Below are 21,390 nucleotides of genomic sequence, written 5' to 3' on the forward strand. Positions count from 1 at the left end.
ACATTGAGCCTTAATGTGTAGGATAGGTGGGAGGCAAAGAAGCATGCACGCCAGTGTGTGTGGAGTCGACCTTGAAATACCACCCTTTAATGTTTGATGTTCTAACCTATACTTCTGAATCGAGGTAAGGGACACTGTCTGGTGGGTAGTTTGACTGGGGCGGTCTCCTCCCAAAGAGTAACGGAGGAGCACGAAGGTTAGCTAATCCTGGTCGGACATCAGGAGGTTAGTGCAATGGCAAAAGCTAGCTTGACTGCGAGAGTGACGGCTCGAGCAGGTACGAAAGTAGGTCATAGTGATCCGGTGGTTCTGAATGGAAGGGCCATCGCTCAACGGATAAAAGGTACTCCGGGGATAACAGGCTGATACCGCCCAAGAGTTCATATCGACGGCGGTGTTTGGCACCTCGATGTCGGCTCATCACATCCTGGGGCTGAAGTAGGTCCCAAGGGTACGGCTGTTCGCCGTTTAAAGTGGTACGCGAGCTGGGTTTAGAACGTCGTGAGACAGTTCGGTCCCTATCTGCCATGGGCGTAGGAAAATTGAGAGGGTTTGCTTCTAGTACGAGAGGACCGAAGTGAACGCACCGCTGGTGTTCGGGTTGTGATGCCAATTGCATTGCCCGGTAGCTACGTGCGGAATAGATAAGTGCTGAAAGCATCTAAGCACGAAACTAGCCTTGAGATGAGTTTTCCCTGAAGAGATTCAGTAAGGTCCGTTTGAGACTAAGACGTAGATAGGTCAGGTGTGTAAGTGTAGTGATACATTGAGCTAACTGATACTAATGAACCGAGAGTCTTAACCTTACAACTCGGAGTTGTTTTGGGTTACGCGATATTGAGTTGATTAAAAGTTGAAAGAACAGTTTGTTCCGGATTGAGAGATGAGTATTGATATGAGATAATGAATAGATATTGATACTGATTGAGAGAGACAGGATATGTCTGGCGGTAATAGCGCGGTGGTCCCACCTGACCCCATGCCGAACTCAGAAGTGAAACGCCGTAGTGCCGATGGTAGTGTGGGTATTACCCATGTGAGAGTAGGGTGCCGCCAGACTTTTAAATATAGAGAGCCTAGCAGCAATGCTGGGCTTTTTTGCTTTTTGGTATTTTATTTTAGCGACCTTCCTGCATTGATTTGTAACTATTTCTCTTTATATCTAAAAGGAAGGCAAGTAAAGGCGCAATTTCCACCTCAAACATCAGAAAAATTATTGTTTCTCAATAAATAATGTGAATGTAGGTCAATGAATTTTATGATTAGTAACAATAGTAGAAATCAAAGTTTCTTTAGAACGTTTAATGTCATTGATGACTTGAATCTTGAAGCATTATACATAGATATTTGGACAAGTTAGCTCAATACCATGGCTATCTGTTAAAAATACGGTTTGATAATAGATCGGAATTTATTGGAAGGGTCTTTACCAGTTAGGCAAAATTATATGATATAATTGTTGATTATATTTAAATCATTAGCCCATGTCAAAACAGCTATATTGAACAATTTGATTGTACTTATTGCACTGAAGTATTCTATTTATATCTTTTAAGTAACCTAGATCAAGCAAAGAGAATAACCGAAGAGTAGCTCTCATTTATAATACTAAAATGTTCAATAACGCATTAATTAATATTCCATTGAATATAAAACACGAAAATATGCTACATCAATTTCTACGTTAGTTTTGTACTAACTGTGGGTGTTACTATTTTTTCTTTTTACTCATTATAGTGGTTTAAAAACACACAAATATATAAACTTATTGATAGTATCATGACTAACACAGTGAATTGATTCAGTATTCCTGTTATTATGATTTATAGTTTTCACTAAAAATAATACCGTTATTGAATGTACAATAAATTTTACCCATGGATTATTAGTTTACGGTTAAAAACCATACCTCTTTCTCTTTCTGCGATATTAGTAGGTAATGCACTAGCTTATTGGCAACATCAATTTAGTTTTTGGATACTACTGTTTTCATTAATTACAGCATCATTGTTACAAATTCTTTCTAATCTAGCCAATGATTACGGAGATGAAATTAAAGGTAGCGATCAAAACAATCTTACTGCCCATAATCGAGGTATACAATTAGGCTTAATTACACTTAAGCAGCTAAAAATAGCGCTATGGATTAATATTTTTTTATGTATTTTATTTGGGCTGATTTTGCTTATATTTGCTTGTAATAATATTTATGAATTATTTATTTTTATATTATTAGGATTATTATCTATTGTTGCCGCAATAACTTATACCATGGGTAAAAAACCTTACGGCTATATTGGATTTGGCGATCTATCAGTACTTACTTTTTTTGGTTTGATTGGCGTCATGGGTAGTTTCTACTTGCAAACTAAGGTATTCTCTTTATCCATTATTTTACCTTCTTTAGGCTGTGGTTTGTTATCCGTTGCTGTGCTTAATATCAATAACCTTCGTGATATAGAACTAGATCGAAAAAGTAATAAGCGTACTTTAGTAGTAATGATTGGTAAATGTATGGGGCGATATTATCATTTATTGCTATTACTCATAGCATTTTGTTCGCTAAGTTTATTTGCATACAATAAATTACAAACAATCTGGAGCGGTTTGTTTATATTAACATTACCGTTATTTATTAAGCATATTTATATGGTTTTTCAATTTAATACGCACAAAGAAGGAGTACCTTTATTATTACAGATGGTCAAACTTGCTTTATTGACTAATTTACTTTATTGTTTGGGGATTATTTTGAGCTAGTTCACGTTTATTTAATTTTAATATCATTTTACTTGGTATTAGCGTTATACTAAATAAACTTATATATCACAGCAAAAGGAGACTTGATAATGGAGTTTGATACTTCAATTCTTTGCGATTATTACCCAGAAGATGTTAACGTAGTTGAACCAATATTTAGTAATTTTGGTGGTGTAGCATCGTTTTCAGGTCAAGCTGTAACAGTTAAATGTTTTGAAGATAACGGCTTACTATACGAAATTTTGCAATCAGACGGCTCAGGAAAAATCCTTGTTATTGATGGGGGTGGTTCTGTTCGTCGAGCGCTAATTGATGCAGAGCTAGTAGATATTGCTGTTCAAAATCAATGGGAAGGAATAATTGTTTATGGTGCTGTTCGCCAAGTTGATTATCTAGCTGAAGCCGATATTGGCATTCAAGCTCTAGCAGCTATTCCTGTTGGTGCTGAAGATCAAGGCATTGGTGAAATTGATATTCGTGTTAATTTTGGTGGAGTGACTTTCTTCTCGGGTGATTTTGTCTATGCTGATAATACAGGTATCATCCTATCTGAAATTGCTCTTGAAATTGAAGATAAATAAAAAATAGTGTGAACCGCCGGTACCTATCGGTGGTTTTTATACTTAAACGTATACTTACCTGAAACTTTTTAACAAAAAAATCTTGAATTTTAAATCACTCGATTACGAATATAACCACCAGTTACCGTCTTTATTAAACCTTCTAGTTCCATATCTAATAATTTGACGCTCACTTCTGAAATCGACATATTTACTTGTTGAGCAATAATATCAACAGGGATAGGTTGATGATGAATCACAGCAAAAATTTCAGGATACAAAATAGAATTATTTTGTTCTTCTTTAAGCTGATTACACGAGCTATTTACTGCTGATAAATAACTATAATAATGCTCTAAAATATCAACTGGTTTAGAAACTAAATAAGCGCCTTGTTTAATTAAATAGTGAGTTCCACTACAGTTTTCATTGTTAATATCACCTGGTAAGGCAAATACATCTCGATTTTGTTCAAGTGCATAGCGCGCAGTAATTAACGAGCCGCTTTTTTCTGAAGCTTCAACCACGAAAGTTCCTAAACTTAACCCGCTAATAATTCGGTTCCGACGAGGAAAATAGACGGATCTGGCTTTTTCAAATGGAAAAAATTCGGACACAATAGTCCCACCTTGCTCCAAAATATCATTGGCTAAGTTTAAATTTGATCTTGGTGCAATTTTTGCTAAACCGCTGCCTAACACTGCGATGGTATGACCCGATACTTCAAGTGCGCCACGATGGCAAATAGCATCTAATCCAAGCGCTAAACCGCTGGTAATTGTTAAACCATTAATAGCTAATTCACTAGCAAAATATCGTCCCCACTGTGCTCCATATTCACTAAATTCACGACTTCCAACCATAGCTAATTGAGGTGAATGTAATAACTGTCGATTACCTAAAACAAACAACAATAAAGGCGGAGAACAAATTTGTTTAAGTAATAAAGGATAATCGTTATCACAATAAGCAATAAGGTGTTTTTGTGGGTGGGGTGATTCTAACCATTGAAGTATTGGTTCTAAATGAAGATATGATGTTTCATAAAAACGCACTATTTGAACATCCGACAATCCTAGTTTATTTAACAAACAAGGCACATTTTGTATGCTAATTGGTAAACCGTTAGCAAAAAACTGTCCAATTTTTTCAAAAATATTTTGTTTTCCATATCCAACCATTGAAATTCTTAATAAGAATTCATATTTACTCATCATAATCTTTCCGCACTCGTTTTAAATGATTTAGATATCTTGAATTGATAAGATAAATACTACCAATAGCCAATAAGGGCTATTCATCAGTATGATAAATGTTTACAATGAGCAATAGTTTGAATAAACCCGAAATTTGAGGAGTAGATCGAAGAATTTATGGCTATTTTACCGGTATTACGTTTTCCTGATGAGCGACTTCGCAAAGTTGCTAAGCCTGTTACCAAGTTCACCCCTGAGCTACAAACGATCATTGATAACATGATCGAAACCATGTATGACGAAAATGGTATTGGGCTTGCAGCAACCCAAGTTGATGTACATGAACAAATTATTGTTATTGATGTATCAGAAGATAAAAGCCAAGTTTATGTGATCATCAATCCTGAAGTGATAAGCCAAGAAGGTGAAACGGGTATTGAGGAAGGGTGCTTATCGGTTCCTGATTGTCGTGGATTTGTGCCAAGAGCAGAAAAAATCAAAATTAAAGCTCTAGATCGCCATGGCAATCCTTACGAAATTGATGCCGATGAGTTACTTGCTATCTGTATCCAACACGAAATGGATCATTTAAAAGGTAAACTCTTTGTTGATTACCTTTCACCATTAAAACGTCAACGAATTGAACAAAAAATGAAGAAACTTGCTCGTGAGGAGCAACGGAATCAATAAAATTAACCGCCACAGTGATTGGCGGTTAACCTATCTAAAGATAACTATTTAGCAACAATTACCATCGCAGGACGAATTAACCGGCCATTTAAGGTATAGCCTTTTTGGATGGTATTTACTATTTGACCTGATTGATGTTCTGGTGATTCAACCATACTAATTGCTTGGTGCACATCAGGATTTAGTTGTGAATCTTCAGTATTAATCACTTCAATACCAAATTTTTTGACAGTATCTAGGAATGATTTTAATGTCAGCTCTAACCCTTCAACAGTAGCTTTATGCTCAGGGTTGGTTTTATCTGTAGATTCTAAAGCTCGTTCTAAATTATCAATAACGGGTAATAATTCATTAGAAAATTTTTCTAGTGCAAATTTACGCGCTTTATCAACATCTTGTTCAACACGTTTACGAACATTATCAATTTCAGCTCGCGCACGAATCATGGCTTCGCTTTCATTTTTTTTAGCTAACTGTAATGCTTGTTCTAGCTCTACAATACGTGCATCTTTTGCGTTTAATTGCTCTTCTAGACTTGGTTGCACTGGAGCTTCTTGCTCTGTTGTTTCTTCAGCTGGTGTGTCAATGTTAGTTTCATTTTCTGACATATTTTTATCTTGCTCTGTCATAAGGTACTCCAAATAATGTAGTCGAAAACTTAGTGAATTACGGTTATTATGGGGACAATTTTTATGATTACAAGCTTATCAGTAAATTGATATGTAATTTTTTGACCTGTGACGAAAAAATACATATCGTTTATATAAAAGAATAACAAGGATATTTTATGAATACACCTTTTAAATGCATTGGTCTCATTGGACTTCCTCGTAAATTAGAGGCAATCGAAACTCATCAAGTGCTTTATGATTGGCTTGTTAGTCTTGGTATTCATGTGCTAGTTGAAGATCGCTTAGCGGATCATATTCAATTTCCAGTTAGCCATTACGCTTCGTTAGAAGCAATTGGTGAACAAGCTGACCTAGCCATTGTTGTGGGTGGTGATGGAAATATGCTACGTTCAGCTAGGTACTTGTCACACTATAAAATCAAAGTGATTGGTGTTAATCGAGGTAATCTCGGTTTCTTAACGGATATCTCGCATGAACAAGTAATTGAACAATTAAGTTCTGTTATTGCCGGTGAATATGAGGAGGATCCTCGTTTCTTATTAGAAGTTTCCATTTATGATAATGGTAATTTGATTAATTCGAGTTTCGCCGTAAACGAAATTGTCGTCACTCCTAACACTGTAGCGCATATGATTGACTATGATGTTTACATTAATGAACGTAATGCGTTTTCACAGCGAGCTGATGGGTTAATTATTGCAACGCCAACAGGCTCTACCGCTTACTCGTTATCGGCAGGAGGTCCTATTTTAGCGCCTCATTTAGATGCATTAATTATTACGCCAATGTTTCCGCATTCGTTAGCAGTTAGACCTTTGGTTATCAAAGGCAATAACCCAATTCATCTTAAATTTCCAACTACTGCGCTTGATTTAAATATTGCCTGTGATAGCCAAATTATTTTACCGGTCAAACCAACGCAAGATGTGATTATTCGCCGATCTTTATATGAATTTAATTTAATTCATACCAAAGATTATGATTATTTTAATAATCTTTCGACTAAGTTAGGATGGTCGCAAAAGATGTTTTAATCTATTTTTGTAAAAAACTTTCAGGAAAGTATGCGTTTTAGTATAAGATTACATCTTAAATAACCAATGTCATGATATAAACGGTGAATGATGAAAAGATAGCTGCAATCACATCATCCACCATAATACCAAAACCGCCAGGTATACGTTTATCAAACCAACGAATTGGCCACGGTTTTGCCATGTCAAAAATCCTAAATGCTACAAAGGCTATCGCAATCCACATAACAGAAAGTTGTGGAATAAAAAATAGGGTGATCCACATGCCAACAAATTCATCCCATACTATATGCCCTGAATCGTGCGTATGGGTATCATCCGATGTTTTTTGACAAATAAAACAACCAAAAATAAAAGTCACTAAAATAAATACCCAGTATAAAGCTGGTTGTAAACCATAAAATAATAGCCAAAGTGGAATCGCCATTAACGATCCCATTGTTCCCGGCATAATTGGAGATAAACCACTACCTAGTCCTACAGCTAAAAAATGAATGGGATTGGTTAACTTGAGGAATTTTTTAAAATCTTTATTTCGTTCTTGTTTTGTCATAATCTAATATTCTTTTAAATAAAATTTGCCGACATTAAGCCGGCAAAAAGAAAGTGCCTAATTTTTTAGCTAAGCATTTAAGTATCGATTATGGCAATATTATTCATCTTTGGCTAAAGTTGCAACCATTACCGCTTTAATGGTATGTAGCCTGTTTTCGGCTTCATCAAAAACAATACTATGTTCAGATTCAAACACATCATTAGTCACTTCAAGTCCATTGGTTAAACCATATTGAGTTGCCATCTGTTTACCGACGGTAGTGTTCATATCATGAAAAGCGGGTAAACAGTGCATGAATTTGACATTTGGATTATTGGTAAGTTTAATAACATTTTCATTCACTTGATAAGGTGTTAATAATTTAACACGCTCATCCCAAACTTCCTTAGGCTCACCCATTGATACCCATACATCAGTATATAAAAAGTCGACGTCTTTAACTCCTTTGGCAACATCTTCGGTTAAGATAATTTTTGCACCCGTATTTTTTGCTATATCTTGGCACTTTTGTACTAGTTCGGCTTCGGGATGACAGGCCTTTGGTGCAACTAAACGAATTTCCATTCCCATTAAAGCCGCACCTTCCATTAACGAATTTCCCATGTTATTACGGGCATCGCCTAAATAGGCAAATTTAATGCTACTTAATGGGCGATTGCCTATATGCTCTTTCATTGTCATAAAATCGGCTAAAATTTGGGTTGGATGTGCTTCGGTCGTTAAGCCATTCCATACTGGTACACCAGCATATTGGGCTAATGTTTCAACGATCTCTTGGCCATAACCACGATACTCAATACCGTCATACATTCGACCCAGCACGCGTGCGGTATCCGCAATTGATTCTTTATGACCGATTTGACTACCACTTGGTCCTAAATAAGTGACATTTGCACCTTGATCAAATGCACCAACCTCAAAAGCACAACGCGTACGGGTGGAGTCTTTCTCAAAAATTAATGCAATATTTTTACCAATCAAATGTTGTTGTTCTTGCCCTTGTTGTTTGGCTTGTTTTAATTCGATAGCAAGATTAATTAATTGATTGATTTCGGTAGGGGTAAAATCGAGTAATCGTAAAAAATGACGCTGATAAAAACCGTGCATGATATAGCTCCTAATAACCGTAATGATTTAAGTGATTCTATTTGAATAATTATGCAAATTCAAGTTAAACATCATAATAACTCTAACATTTTACCTTTATTCTGAGGTAAGTCTCAAAAATTAGACTTAATTATTAAAATAATTTTTATAATATTGCTTTTTTTGTACAAAAAAGTGTAATAAAATGACCAAATATTGTATCTTTGCAGCTAGGTAAAATTGAATTTTTATTCAAAATTCATGATAATTCATTCAAAGGATCTTTTAGTCATGCAAACTTATGCCCTCCTTATGTTACAAGATGGTTCGCAATTTATCGGGAAATCAATTGGTGCTGATGGTCAAACAGTTGGGGAAGTGGTATTTAACACCTCAATGACAGGTTACCAAGAAATTCTTACCGATCCGTCTTACTGTGAGCAATTGGTTACATTAACCTACCCGCACATTGGTAATGTAGGAACGAATGATACCGATGCCGAATCGAACCAAGTTTATGCAAAAGGTTTGATTATTCGTGATTTGCCATTATTAGCTAGCAACTATCGAAGTGAACTCTGTCTTTCTAGCTATTTAAAAAAACATAATGTTATTGCCATTTCGGATATTGATACGCGGCGCTTAACCCGTATTTTGCGTGAAAAAGGTGCACAGCATGGCGTCATCATAACAGCAACGGACAAAACGACCTTACTTGAAAAAGCCGAAATAGCTAAACAGCAGGCAATCGATTTTAAAGGATTAAGTGGGCTTGATTTAGCTAAAGAAGTGACTTGTTTGACAAGTTATATTTGGTCACAGGGCATGTGGACAAGGCAACAGCAACAGCCTGCTCCAAAACCAGAAAGCCAATTACCATATCATGTTGTTGCTTACGACTTTGGTGTAAAACGTAATATTTTGCGAATGTTAGTTGAGCGTGGTTGTAAATTAACCGTTGTACCAGCAAAAACGACAGCAAAACAAGTCCTTGCTTTAAAGCCCGATGGGATCTTTTTATCTAATGGCCCAGGAGATCCTGCACCTTGCAGTTATGCGATTGATGCCATTAAGCAGTTTTTAAACACAGATATTCCTATTTTTGGCATTTGTTTAGGTCATCAACTTCTTGCGCTTGCTTGTGGTGCTAGAACTATCAAAATGAAGTTTGGTCATCATGGTGGTAATCATCCTGTTAAAGATCTAGAAAATAATAAGGTAATGATCACTGCACAAAATCACGGCTTCGCTGTAGATGAAGCAAGCTTACCAGCTCATTTACGAGCGACGCATAAATCACTGTTCGATGGTTCATTACAAGGCATTCATCACAATCAAAAACCGGCTTTTAGTTTTCAAGGCCATCCCGAAGCCAGTCCTGGGCCTCATGATGCAGCATCGCTTTTTGACCACTTTATTGAGTTAATTAAAATTTATAAGCAGGAGCAATAATCATGGCTAAGCGAACAGATATAAAAAGTATACTAATTATTGGTGCTGGTCCAATTGTTATTGGTCAAGCATGTGAATTTGATTATTCTGGTGCTCAAGCCTGTAAAGCGCTGCGTGAAGAAGGTTATCGTGTTATTTTAGTTAACTCTAATCCAGCCACTATCATGACAGATCCTGAAATGGCTGATGCCACTTATATTGAACCCATTCATTGGACAAGCGTTCGTAAGATTATTGAACAAGAAAGGCCAGACGCCATTTTACCAACCATGGGCGGTCAAACAGCATTAAACTGTGCATTAGAGCTTGAAAAACAAGGTGTATTGAAAGAATTTAATGTTGAAATGATAGGTGCAACAGCCGATGCTATCGATAAAGCCGAAGATCGAAAACGCTTTGATGAGGCGATGAAAAAAATTGGTCTTGATACCGCTCGCTCAGGGATTGCTCATTCGCTTAAAGATGCTTACGCCGTTCTTGATCAAGTTGGTTTTCCTTGCATTATTCGTCCATCATTTACCATGGGGGGCACCGGTGGCGGTATTGCTTATAATACCGAAGAGTTTGACGAAATTTGTACTCGAGGACTTGATCTTTCGCCAACCAATGAACTACTTATTGATGAATCATTAATTGGTTGGAAAGAATATGAAATGGAAGTAGTTCGAGACAAAAATGATAACTGCATTATTGTTTGTTCAATTGAAAACTTTGATCCAATGGGTATTCATACAGGTGATTCAATTACGGTGGCTCCGGCACAAACCTTGACTGATAAAGAATACCAAATCATGCGTAACGCTTCGATCGCGGTACTGCGTGAAATTGGTGTTGAAACTGGTGGCTCCAATGTACAATTTTCGGTTGATCCAAAGACAGGGCGATTAATTGTTATTGAGATGAATCCACGGGTGTCACGATCATCTGCCTTAGCTTCGAAAGCAACGGGCTTTCCTATCGCGAAAATCGCCGCCAAACTGGCTGTCGGTTATACGCTTGATGAATTATCTAATGATATAACAGGCGGAAAAACCCCCGCTTCATTTGAACCGTCAATTGATTATGTTGTTACCAAAATTCCACGCTTTAATTTTGAAAAATTTGCTGGTTGTAACGATCGTTTAACCACACAAATGAAATCAGTTGGTGAAGTGATGGCCATTGGGCGTACCTTCCAAGAATCAATACAAAAAGCGTTGCGAGGGCTTGAAGTTGGCGCTTCAGGATTTGATCCTAAAATTGATAATTATACTGATGAAAAAAATATCACCAAAATTTGTTATGAGCTCCAAGAAGCGGGCGCTGATCGGATTTGGTATATTGCTGATGCTTTTAGGGCAGGATTGAGCTTAGAAGATATCTTTTTACTTACCAATATTGATCGTTGGTTTTTAGTACAAATTGAAGAGTTGGTTAACCTTGAAAACAAGCTAAAGGAACAATCACTTGCGCAACTTGATCAAGAAACATTATGGCAATTAAAACGTAAAGGTTTTTTAGATTTACGCATTGCCAAACTACTTAATACCACAGAACAAGCTGTTCGCGATTTACGCCATCAATATCAAATTCACCCTGTTTATAAACGTGTTGATACCTGTGCGGCTGAATTTGCAACAGATACCGCTTATCTTTATTCAACCTATGAGCAAGAGTGTGAAGCTAATCCTCAATTTAGCCGTAAAAAAATTATGATCCTTGGTGGTGGTCCTAATCGGATTGGACAAGGTATTGAGTTTGATTATTGCTGTGTACATGCGGCATTGGCACTGCGTGAGGATGGTTATGAGACCATTATGGTTAACTGTAATCCCGAAACGGTTTCAACCGATTACGATACTTCTGACCGCCTCTATTTTGAGCCAGTTACGCTTGAAGATGTGCTTGAAATTGCACATGTTGAAAAACCAGATGGTGTTATTGTGCAATACGGTGGGCAAACACCGCTAAAACTTGCTCGTGCGCTTGAAGCAGCAGGGCTACCAATTATTGGTACCTCACCTGATGCTATAGATAAAGCCGAAGATCGTAAACGCTTTCAAGAAGTCGTCGATAAACTGAAATTAAAACAACCTGTCAACGCCACAGTGACCGATATTAATGAGGCTGTCATTGAAGCAGAAAAAATAGGTTATCCATTAGTGGTTAGACCTTCTTATGTATTAGGTGGTCGATCAATGGAAATTGTTTATAATGAACAAGATTTACGTCGTTATTTTAAAACAGCCGTAAGCGAATCGAATAATGCGCCTGTTTTACTCGATCACTTTTTAGATGATGCAATTGAAGTTGATATTGATGTAATTGCTGATGGTGAGCAAATCCTGATTGGTGGCATTATGGAACATATTGAACAAGCAGGCATTCACTCTGGTGATTCCGCTTGCTCACTACCAACACACACATTAACTGCAGATATTTTAGACAAACTACGACAACAAGCCAAACAATTAGCACTTGAACTCAATGTAAAAGGTTTAATGAATGGGCAATTTGCGGTGAAAGATAATCAAATTTATTTGATCGAAATCAATCCTCGTGCAGCTCGTACTGTACCTTTTGTCTCAAAAGCAACTGGTTTACCATTGGCGAAAATAGCGGCTCGCGTTATGACGGGACAATCACTTGCCAAGCAAAATGTGACTAAAGAGGTGATTCCTCCGTATTATTCGGTAAAAGAAGTGGTATTACCGTTTAATAAATTCAGTGGTGTCGACCCAATATTAGGTCCTGAAATGCGCTCAACAGGTGAAGTAATGGGAATTGGTAAAACCTTTGCTGAAGCCTTTGCTAAAGCTCAGCTAGGTAGTTTATCCAATATGAAAAAATCAGGGAAAGCATTATTATCGGTTCGCGATCAGGATAAAACAAGGCTGTTAGAGGTAGCTAAACGGTTAATTACTCATGGGTTTAGTATTGATGCAACTATTGGCACGGCAAAGGTATTACAACAAGCAAATATACCATGCCAAGTCGTAAAAAAAGAAAACGAAGGGCGACCAAATATCCATGACCATATAAAAAATGGCGAATATAGCTATATTCTTAATACCACCTCTGGACGAGCAGCTATTGAAGCCTCAAAAGTATTACGTCGAAGTGCCATTCAATATAAGGTACATTACGATACCACGATGAATGCTGCTTATGCTACAACTGCAGCGCTAGATTACGATCCGGCACAAACTGTAACGCCATTACAGCAACTTTATTGCTAATCACAAAGATAAAGACGAGTATCACTCGTCTTTAAAAATTCCATCCACAATATAATAACTTAGAAATCATGAAATTGTTCTTAATAAACAATAAAATGCTCGTTTTTGATACAGAATAATGTTAATTTATTTGCTATATTTCAATCAATTTAATTAGTTATTATCATGGATATGATTCATTCTTCTGATCTAAAAACGATCATACATTCCAAGCGTGCCAATATTTATTATTTAGAGCATTGCCGTGTTTTGGTTAATGGCGGGCGAGTCGAATATGTCACTGAGCAAGGTCAACAATCGTTATATTGGAATATCCCAATAGCTAATACTACCTGTATTTTATTAGGCACGGGAACATCATTAACGCAAGCGGCAGTGCGAGAGCTTTCACGGGCAGGTGTCATGATTGGCTTTTGTGGTGGAGGCGGAACGCCTCTATTTTCATCAACCGAATCTGAATTCGCTTGTCAATTTTTTTCGCCACAAAGTGAATATCGCCCGACGGAATACCTACAAAGCTGGTGTCAATTTTGGTTTGATGATGAACGTCGATTACAAGCAGCTAAATTATTGCAACAAACACGGCTTAATATTATTAGTGAGTGTTGGCCGCAATTTGATTGGGATATTGATAAAACGCAGTTGGCGCATATTCTTACTGATGCAACAGAACAATTTACCGATGTTGATAATAGCCAAGCACTTTTAGCCGCAGAAGGGCGAATTAGCAAACGTCTTTATAGCATGGCAAATCAATTAACCTTACAAGATGACAAATTTAAACGGGAACAAGGCACACGAGGCAAGAGTCATGATCCCGCTAATCAATTTTTAGATCATGGTAACTATTTAGCCTATGGACTTGGCGCAACGGCTTGTTGGGTGTTAGGTCTCCCTCATGGACTTGCTATTTTACACGGAAAAACTCGCCGGGGTGGATTAGTTTTTGATGCGGCAGATATTATTAAAGATGGCATTGTATTACCTCAGGCCTTTTTATCAGCCAAACAAGGCGATAGTGAAAAAGAATTTCGTATGGCATGTATTGCGCAATTTGCTCAATTAGGTGCACTTGATAGGATAATTGATACTTTAAAACAGATAGCAGATCAAATATGAATATTTTACTTGTTAGTCAATGTAAAAAAAATGCCTTAACCGAAACAAGGCGGATTATCGATCAGTTCGCTGAGCGCTGCGGTGAACGAACATGGCAAAGCCCAATGACCGAAGCAGGGCTACAAACGCTCTATAAATTATTACGTAAAACTGCACGAAAAAATACTGCTGTTGCATGTTATTGGACACATGGTAAAAATTTAACTGAACTTTTGTGGATTGTGGGCGATCGCAGTCAGTTTAATCAAGAGGGACGAGTCCCAACTAATCGTACTAAACGTAATATTTTACGCAGTGACAGCGAAAATTGTTGGCAATATGCAACCACCATTCAATTAATTACAACCATAGCGGCACTACTTCATGATTTAGGTAAAGCAACGATTGGTTTTCAATCTAAATTACGAGCAGAAACGGCTGTGGAGGCTGATCCTTACCGACATGAATGGATTTCGTTACAATTATTTTTATTAATGATTCAAGACTGCACCACGAACGAAGCCTTATTTGATCGATTAGCGAATTTTACTGAATATCGACAACAGAATCCTAATTGGTACAAACAGCTCACCCAAGTCGACAAAAATGATCTTACTCAACTGCCTTTATTGGCGCAGTGGATCGCGTGGCTCATTGTGTCGCATCATCGAATGCCGTTTTTACCGGACTCATTAACGGATGATGTTAAAAATGTACAAAAAGGAGATTTTGATATATCGGGCTTAACTATCCAAAGTTTTTATAAAACATTTAAGGCAATTGATAAATGGGTTAAAAATAGTCATAGTCAACACACTTCACCCAACGATTTTTGGCAACTAAAAAGTGATATCACCTTAAGCCAACCTTGGCTTAAAAAATTAAGCCGTTATGCAACCAAAGCCCTAAACCATATTCCTTTAATGCAATTGGCTAATATTGACGCGTTTTCATTGCATATTTCACGTTTAAGCTTAATGGTGGCTGATCATAACTACTCAAGTTTATCTTTATCAAATGACGAGGCAAAAAAAAATAGGGCAATACTGATTGCCAACACAAATTACCAAAAAGAAGCCAAACAGTGTTTGGATGATCATTTGGTCGGTGTTGCTAATTTTTCAGCCCGTTTTGCTCGTTTATTACCTAAAATAACCACGGAATTACCCGCAATCAATCAACATAAACCTTTTACCAAACGAACAACTATAAAACGATTCCAATGGCAAAATCATGCTTTTGATTTAGCAAAAAGTTATCAACAACAATCTGATGAATGTGGCTTTTTTGGTGTTAACATGGCATCGACTGGCTGTGGTAAAACCTTAGCCAATGGGCGGATTATGTATGCGCTTTCAAATCCAAAACGGGGCGTGCGTTTTACCATTGCATTGGGATTACGTGTTTTAACGTTGCAAACAGGTAAAGCATTAAGAGAAAGATTACACTTAAGTGATGAACATCTGGCGATTTTAGTGGGTGGGCGAGCCACAAAAACCTTGTTTGAACTGAGTAATGAAAACATTGAACAAAACGATTCAGAAAACCAAGGTAGTGAATCTATCGAATCGTTACTTGATGAATATCTTGATGTAGCAGAAAGTGGTATTGCGGATTGTGAATTAGGGACAATTATCGAAGACAGTAAAGCACGGCAATTACTTTATGCGCCCATTGTGACATGCACTATTGACCATATTATTCAAGCTAGCGAATGTACCCGAGGCGGTAAATATATTGCACCCACGTTAAGATTGTTAACCTCAGATTTGATTTTAGATGAGCCGGATGATTTTGATCAACATGACTTACCTGCACTGGCTCGCTTGGTGCATTTAGCTGGGTTATTTGGTAGCAAAGTGCTACTCTCATCAGCAACCTTAACGCCTGATTTAATTGCTGGATTATTTGATGCTTACCAAGCAGGGCGAAAAATTTGGAATCAAAATAACCAATATGCCAATAATGCCATTGTATGTGGTTGGTTTGATGAATATGAACAGTCGATATCACCAATTGCTGATACTAAAATGTTTAGCGATCATCATCAACAATTTGTAGCAATGCGCATTCAGCAATTAACACAAAGTGCAATCCGCCGTAAAGGGCATATTTTGGATCTATTAAATTACCAAGAAAATAAAACAGAAAACCCAAAAATCAATTATGGTGTGCTAGCTAAACAATTATTAGATCAAGCTTATCAATTTCATCAAGATCATCATCAAATTGATAAAAAATTGCAAAAAAAGGTGAGTATCGGTTTAATGCGTTTTGCCCATATCGAAGATGTTATTTCACTTACAGAACAAATTTATGCACAAACCAAGTTATCTAATAATACGACTTTTCATATTGTGGTTTATCATGCTCGACAACTGTTGTTATTGCGTAGCCAGCTAGAAGAAAAACTTGATAGAATTTTAAATCGAAGTGATGAACTGGCATTATTTAATCAGCCTGAAATTATCGATGCCATAAAAGACAGCGATAAAGAAAACCATATTTTTATTGTCATCGGCACGCCTGTAACTGAAGTCGGGCGTGATCACGATTATGATTGGGCGATTGTCGAACCATCATCCATGCGGTCAATTATCCAGTTGGTGGGGCGAGTCTGGCGACATCGACCACAAAAAATGGCACAAAAGGCCAATGTGGCGATATTAGGATCGAATTTAAAAGCGATTGAATCTAAGTATCGTACGGATAAAGCCTGTTTTACTAAACCAGGTTTTGAAGAAAAGCCATTATTCTTGCTGAAAACCCATAAAACAAATGAACTAATTCCAGCTTATCAGTTAGTTAATATAGATGCGGTTCCACGTATTAAGTCTTGCCCTGAAGATGGGCTAACGCTAGCTGAATTAGAACATAAGGTCATGGCAGATCTCTTTGCGATTAATGCCCGTAAAAGTAATTATGTCACCAGCTATTGGCAACAAGGCTTAGCCCATCACCATTGTGTGCATTTACAGGCGATTTCGCCATTTAGAGAGAATGATAAGACACAAGATGAATATATTTGCCAACTTGACGACGATGGCGATTATCAATTTAGCTATGCAGATATCGCATGGCAAACACCAGATGAGTGCTGCGAAGATACACAAAATAGTATAATTGAATATAAAAACTGGTCATTTGATAATCCTAATATCCAACCTTGGTTGGTTAATAGTGTCGAGCAAGCCATAGCAAAAATAACCGAATATTTCCCAAATAAAACGCCATATCGATTAGCGAATGAATTTTGTAGCGTAAGCTTATATCGTAATAGCAGTTGGTATTTTCATCCTTATTTAGGATTTTATGAAAAGAAAGGATAAAAGAATATTGTTTTTATACTGAAACACATAGTTACCTGAAACTTTTTGACAAAATATCGTCAGGTGCATAATGGTTGCTAGTAAAAGTGAGGGAATTCTTTTATACTGAGCTTTGACAGCCGAATAGGTTGCTGAGAAATGTTAAGTATTTACTTTTCTTTGAAGTGAATTTTACCGCTGAATAAGCGGTCTATAAAAGTGTTAATCTCGGAGAGTGTAAATTAGCTGGTTTTATTTATCATATTGATTTTTTTAAATTATTTTTTTGTTTTTGATTTGACACACCTGTTAAGTATTAAATTTTTCTTTGTTTCTTTCTTTTTTATACTTTATTTTTAGATTATTTTTTGTGTTATTTGCTTGATTTTTAGCAAAGATTATTTTATTCTAATTATATTAAAATTTAAAATAAATAAGGAGAGGCAATGAATGACATAGCTTGGCAAGATATAAGAAAAGTAATTTTAGATTTTCTGCAACAACGGCTTGCCAATAATAGTAATTATAAAACTGAAACGTCTAAGCTAGAAAAAGCAAAAGAGTTAGGCGATCAGGTCGCAGTGAATGAAGCTCAGCAAAAGTTAGCTGAACTTGCTAAACGGTTTGATTTTGAAACGTGGATGGAAGATGCAGCTATTCGTCGTATTTCATGGCTTCTTATTGCTACCCATATAGCTAAAGGAGTTCACCCGAGCTCGAAGGCTTGTAACGCAAATTACAATACACAGATAAAGCCTAATAATCTGAATAATTTAGTATCATCTGCTACAGTGAACACTTTGCCTTTTGATGCCAGTGGTGCTGCGGCTTTAGATATATTTGGGCTTTTAAACCAAGTCGTTAAAAATGATATAACAATTTTACAGCTTATTATTAATAATCACCCTGCTGTTCAAGAAGCTTTATCTGATGATAAAAATAAATCTGCTCTTTATTTGGAAAATTTTCAGCAGTTACTTAGAGATAATTGGAGTGATGCGCAGGCTTCGGAACTTAATAAGCAAATTTTCTGGCCGAATAGTGAAGAAACTTATTTGTCACAGCATGAAAATAATTACCGCTTATTGATTCCACTACATCCTAGTGCTTTGTGCCATTTGGTTTATCAGAAGGTGCAAACCCGATTTTCGGAAGAAAATAAAAATGCACGAGAATTACGTAAAAAAAAGGATGTTGAGTATCAATCTTATTTTTCTTTTCATGATTTAGCCGTTGTTAAACTGGGTGGCAGTAATGCTCAAAATGCAAGCCAACTTATTGGTAGTCAAATGGGGCGTAATTTTTTGTTACCTTCCATGCCACCTAAATTTCAAAAACCTCAGTTTCCATCAATTACAAATTTTCAAGAAACCATTTTTAATAGTTCATTTCAATATTATTGTCGATATGGTTTTAAGTTATTATTTGATACTGTTGAAGCAAAAAAAAATATTTTTGTTGTGAGAAACAGTAGAAAAGAGGCTTTTTTTGTCATCTTAACATTAATTCTTAAGTTCGTTGCGCATATCCAAATGACCAAAAGGGCTGGTTGGAGTAGGGAATCCTCACTAAATCTAACTCAACAACTTTGGCTTGATCCAAAACGAGTCATGTTGGATGGCGAAACCGATTTTAAAATAAGATATGAACAAAGCGATTGGCAACAAGAATTAGAAAAGCAATTTGCTTTTTGGATTCAAACTATTTTAAAAGAAAAATTTAAAAATTTTAAACAACAATTTGCTGATCCTGAATTTAGCGAATGGCGCCGTGAATTTAATGCAGCGGTAAAAGCAAGTCAACGTAAAAGGGAGGGGATCTTTTAATGGCATCATTACGTTTTTATTTATTATTTGATCATGTCAAAATTCATAATGCCAATGCGATTTCTAGCCCATTAACCTATGGATTCCCAGCTATTTCGGGGTTTCTAGGCGCTATTCATGCTTTAAGTCGTAAAATTGAATCAGAAAATCCTATTTACTTAGATGGTGTGTTAATTGCATGTCATGAATGTGATGTACAAGTTTATCGACCAAACAACTATGCGGATTATACTTTTCGATTAACACGCAATCCATTAGCTAAAAATGGTAGTACTCGTTCAATTATTGAAGAAGGGCGAGTTCATCTAGATGTTTCATTGCTTGTTGAGGTAAAAATTGAAGATCGTGAAACATTAGATGATGCAGATGAACAGCAAGCATTTATCCAACAGATGAAACAAAAACTTTACCAGCAGCGTGTTGCTGGTGGGCAGGTTGTTGATATTGAATCAGTCGCACTATATTCTGCATCAGAATCAAATAAAAACTTAATCAATGCACTATTACCCGCATTTGTTTTAGTTGAAGCACCACAAGATTTGCAAGATATTACTGCTGAATTACAGCAACAAGATCCTAATGCTACAGCGCTTGATGCCCTGATTGAAACAGCGATGTTGCATCATCATCCACAAGAAAAAGATCACTGGCAAACCACATCGGTTAAGCAAGGTCGTGGTTGGCTTGTCCCTTTACATTTGGGCTATCAAGCTATTTCACCGTTATTTTCAGCAGGTAAGGTTGAACATGCGCGCAGTAATGAGCATGCCACGCAATTTGTGGAGTGTATTTATGGGCTTGGTAAATGGGTCTTTCCCTTACGCTTGAAAGAGAGTTTATCACAGGCTTTTTGGCGTTATAAATGCAGTGAATTGCAATCTAATGATGCAGAAATTTATATTATCAATCAAGAAACTAATTAAGTAAATTTAGAAAATTATAGGCTAAGGAATACATTATGAGTAAAGATAAAATGACAACGGCAAGCGTACTTGCTTTTGAACGTAGTTTTGATATTTCAGATGCAATTTTTGCACAGCAAAGTAGTACGGATACCAATAAATTATCCCCTGTTGTAGTTACTGAAAAATCAGTTCGAGGCACTATTTCAAATCGTCTTAAAAATGCAGTGGCAAACGATCCAACCAAATTAGATGCTGAAATACAAAAACCAAATTTACAAACGGTAGATGTCGCTTCGTTAGATGCCGATAAAGATACTTTGGTAGTTACATGGAGCTGTAAAGTGTTGCCATTTTTAGGTAAACCATCAGTATGTAATGATATCGAATATCAAAAAGAACTAGAAAAAACAACGCAGGGTTATATTCAAACGCAAGGATTGACAGCACTAGCTAAGCGTTATGCTATTAATATCTTAAGTGGTCGTTGGTTATGGCGTAACCGTATGGCAGCAGAGCAAATTAGCCTTTCGATTACTCGAAAAGATGAAAAAAAACCAATGATTGAAGTCAGTGATGTTAAACAATATCAACTAAACTCATTTGATTATGATGATAAATCGGTGAATGATCTTGCTACACTGATTGAAGCAGGATTATGTGGTAAAGAGTTTGTGATTTTTAACGTTGAAGCCAAACTGAAAATGGGCTTAGGTCAAGAAGTCTACCCGTCACAAGAATTAATTCTAGATACTGGCAAAACTAAAAGTAAAGTATTGTATGAGAAGAACAAACAAGCCGCCATGCATTCACAAAAAATCAGCAATGCAATTCGAACTATCGATACTTGGTATGACGATAATGCTCAATTCCCAATAGCAATAGAACCTTATGGCTCGGTGACATCAATGGGGCATGCTTTCCGACAACCAAAACAGAAATTAGACTTTTATACCTTATTTGATAATTGGGTATTAAAAGGTGAAAAACCATTGCTTGAGCAACAACATTATGTTATTGCGGTATTAATTCGTGGTGGTGTCTTTGGTGCTAGTGGCAAGGAGTAAATTAT

Annotated in this window: 15 protein-coding genes and 2 rRNA genes; 13 read left to right on the forward strand and 4 right to left on the reverse strand. The window is 36.7% G+C overall.

The window, feature by feature from the left end:
• From A9G43_RS00720 to rraA, 4 genes are all read left to right on the forward strand, one after another.
• Positions 1-806, forward strand: a 23S ribosomal RNA gene (locus A9G43_RS00720); the annotation flags it as partial.
• A gap of 137 nt (positions 807-943) precedes the next feature.
• Positions 944-1,059: ribosomal RNA gene (gene rrf / locus A9G43_RS00725) — 5S ribosomal RNA — on the forward strand.
• Positions 1,060-1,857: 798 nt separating this feature from the next.
• Positions 1,858-2,760 (forward strand): 1,4-dihydroxy-2-naphthoate polyprenyltransferase, encoded by a 903-nt coding sequence (locus tag A9G43_RS00730; protein WP_034909388.1) that lies wholly within the window; start codon positions 1,858-1,860, stop codon positions 2,758-2,760.
• A gap of 89 nt (positions 2,761-2,849) precedes the next feature.
• The gene (gene rraA / locus A9G43_RS00735) at positions 2,850-3,341 is read left to right on the forward strand and encodes a ribonuclease E activity regulator RraA (RefSeq protein WP_034909391.1); all 492 of its coding nucleotides are present in this window, start codon (positions 2,850-2,852) and stop codon (positions 3,339-3,341) included.
• Between the two features lie 89 nt (positions 3,342-3,430).
• On the opposite strand, the gene dprA is transcribed toward rraA, so the two are convergent.
• Positions 3,431-4,537, reverse strand: a complete 1,107-nt coding sequence (gene dprA / locus A9G43_RS00740) for a DNA-processing protein DprA (RefSeq protein WP_141673990.1) — start codon at positions 4,535-4,537, stop codon at positions 3,431-3,433.
• 156 nt (positions 4,538-4,693) lie between these two features.
• Here dprA and def point away from each other — a divergent pair, with 156 nt between their 5' ends.
• Positions 4,694-5,206 (forward strand): peptide deformylase, encoded by a 513-nt coding sequence (gene def / locus A9G43_RS00745; protein ID WP_065605826.1) that lies wholly within the window; start codon positions 4,694-4,696, stop codon positions 5,204-5,206.
• Positions 5,207-5,250: 44 nt separating this feature from the next.
• On the opposite strand, the gene grpE is transcribed toward def, so the two are convergent.
• Entirely contained in the window at positions 5,251-5,835 is a 585-nt protein-coding gene (grpE, locus tag A9G43_RS00750; RefSeq protein WP_065561641.1) for a nucleotide exchange factor GrpE, read from the reverse strand.
• Between the two features lie 158 nt (positions 5,836-5,993).
• Here grpE and nadK point away from each other — a divergent pair, with 158 nt between their 5' ends.
• Positions 5,994-6,872 (forward strand): NAD(+) kinase, encoded by an 879-nt coding sequence (gene nadK, locus A9G43_RS00755; protein WP_065605828.1) that lies wholly within the window; start codon positions 5,994-5,996, stop codon positions 6,870-6,872.
• Positions 6,873-6,927: 55 nt separating this feature from the next.
• Here the strand turns inward: nadK and A9G43_RS00760 are convergent, their stop codons facing one another.
• Positions 6,928-7,425, reverse strand: a complete 498-nt coding sequence (locus A9G43_RS00760) for a phosphatidylglycerophosphatase A family protein (RefSeq protein WP_034947327.1) — start codon at positions 7,423-7,425, stop codon at positions 6,928-6,930.
• 99 nt (positions 7,426-7,524) lie between these two features.
• Complete coding sequence (argF, locus tag A9G43_RS00765) at positions 7,525-8,535, reverse strand: ornithine carbamoyltransferase (RefSeq protein WP_065605830.1); 1,011 nt, start codon at positions 8,533-8,535, stop codon at positions 7,525-7,527.
• Positions 8,536-8,805: 270 nt separating this feature from the next.
• Between argF and carA the strand changes: the two genes are divergently transcribed.
• From carA to csy3, 7 genes are all read left to right on the forward strand, one after another.
• Positions 8,806-9,966 (forward strand): glutamine-hydrolyzing carbamoyl-phosphate synthase small subunit, encoded by a 1,161-nt coding sequence (gene carA, locus A9G43_RS00770; RefSeq protein WP_034909414.1) that lies wholly within the window; start codon positions 8,806-8,808, stop codon positions 9,964-9,966.
• 2 nt (positions 9,967-9,968) lie between these two features.
• The gene (gene carB, locus A9G43_RS00775; RefSeq protein WP_065605832.1) at positions 9,969-13,184 is read left to right on the forward strand and encodes a carbamoyl-phosphate synthase large subunit; all 3,216 of its coding nucleotides are present in this window, start codon (positions 9,969-9,971) and stop codon (positions 13,182-13,184) included.
• A 165-nt stretch (positions 13,185-13,349) separates the two neighbouring features.
• Positions 13,350-14,303: a type I-F CRISPR-associated endonuclease Cas1f gene (gene cas1f, locus A9G43_RS00780; protein ID WP_065605834.1), complete on the forward strand. Its 954-nt coding sequence runs from the start codon at positions 13,350-13,352 to the stop codon at positions 14,301-14,303.
• The gene (gene cas3f, locus A9G43_RS00785) at positions 14,300-17,611 is read left to right on the forward strand and encodes a type I-F CRISPR-associated helicase Cas3f (RefSeq protein ID WP_065605836.1); all 3,312 of its coding nucleotides are present in this window, start codon (positions 14,300-14,302) and stop codon (positions 17,609-17,611) included. The genes cas1f and cas3f overlap by 4 nt, the downstream gene beginning before the upstream one ends.
• 425 nt (positions 17,612-18,036) lie before the next feature.
• Positions 18,037-19,416: a type I-F CRISPR-associated protein Csy1 gene (gene csy1, locus A9G43_RS00790; protein WP_065605838.1), complete on the forward strand. Its 1,380-nt coding sequence runs from the start codon at positions 18,037-18,039 to the stop codon at positions 19,414-19,416.
• A complete protein-coding gene (gene csy2, locus A9G43_RS00795; RefSeq protein WP_065605840.1) occupies positions 19,416-20,339 on the forward strand; it encodes a type I-F CRISPR-associated protein Csy2 in 924 nt (307 codons plus the stop codon). The genes csy1 and csy2 overlap by 1 nt, the downstream gene beginning before the upstream one ends.
• Before the next feature lie 35 nt (positions 20,340-20,374).
• On the forward strand, positions 20,375-21,385 hold the full coding sequence (csy3, locus tag A9G43_RS00800; protein ID WP_065605842.1) for a type I-F CRISPR-associated protein Csy3: 1,011 nt from the start codon (positions 20,375-20,377) through the stop codon (positions 21,383-21,385).
• Positions 21,386-21,390: the final 5 nt, after the last annotated feature.

It is taken from the genome of Gilliamella sp. Occ3-1 (assembly GCF_001690655.1).
Taxonomy (GTDB): Bacteria; Pseudomonadota; Gammaproteobacteria; order Enterobacterales; family Orbaceae; genus Gilliamella; species Gilliamella apicola_P.

Coding starts and splice junctions, on each gene's coding strand:
- A9G43_RS00730 (WP_034909388.1), top strand. CDS start 1,858: ATGTACAATAAATTTTACCCATGGATTATTAGTTTACGGTTAAAAACC.
- rraA (WP_034909391.1), top strand. CDS start 2,850: ATGGAGTTTGATACTTCAATTCTTTGCGATTATTACCCAGAAGATGTT.
- dprA (WP_141673990.1), bottom strand. CDS start 4,537: ATGATGAGTAAATATGAATTCTTATTAAGAATTTCAATGGTTGGATAT.
- def (WP_065605826.1), top strand. CDS start 4,694: ATGGCTATTTTACCGGTATTACGTTTTCCTGATGAGCGACTTCGCAAA.
- grpE (WP_065561641.1), bottom strand. CDS start 5,835: ATGACAGAGCAAGATAAAAATATGTCAGAAAATGAAACTAACATTGAC.
- nadK (WP_065605828.1), top strand. CDS start 5,994: ATGAATACACCTTTTAAATGCATTGGTCTCATTGGACTTCCTCGTAAA.
- A9G43_RS00760 (WP_034947327.1), bottom strand. CDS start 7,425: ATGACAAAACAAGAACGAAATAAAGATTTTAAAAAATTCCTCAAGTTA.
- argF (WP_065605830.1), bottom strand. CDS start 8,535: ATGCACGGTTTTTATCAGCGTCATTTTTTACGATTACTCGATTTTACC.
- carA (WP_034909414.1), top strand. CDS start 8,806: ATGCAAACTTATGCCCTCCTTATGTTACAAGATGGTTCGCAATTTATC.
- carB (WP_065605832.1), top strand. CDS start 9,969: ATGGCTAAGCGAACAGATATAAAAAGTATACTAATTATTGGTGCTGGT.
- cas1f (WP_065605834.1), top strand. CDS start 13,350: ATGGATATGATTCATTCTTCTGATCTAAAAACGATCATACATTCCAAG.
- cas3f (WP_065605836.1), top strand. CDS start 14,300: ATGAATATTTTACTTGTTAGTCAATGTAAAAAAAATGCCTTAACCGAA.
- csy1 (WP_065605838.1), top strand. CDS start 18,037: ATGAATGACATAGCTTGGCAAGATATAAGAAAAGTAATTTTAGATTTT.
- csy2 (WP_065605840.1), top strand. CDS start 19,416: ATGGCATCATTACGTTTTTATTTATTATTTGATCATGTCAAAATTCAT.
- csy3 (WP_065605842.1), top strand. CDS start 20,375: ATGAGTAAAGATAAAATGACAACGGCAAGCGTACTTGCTTTTGAACGT.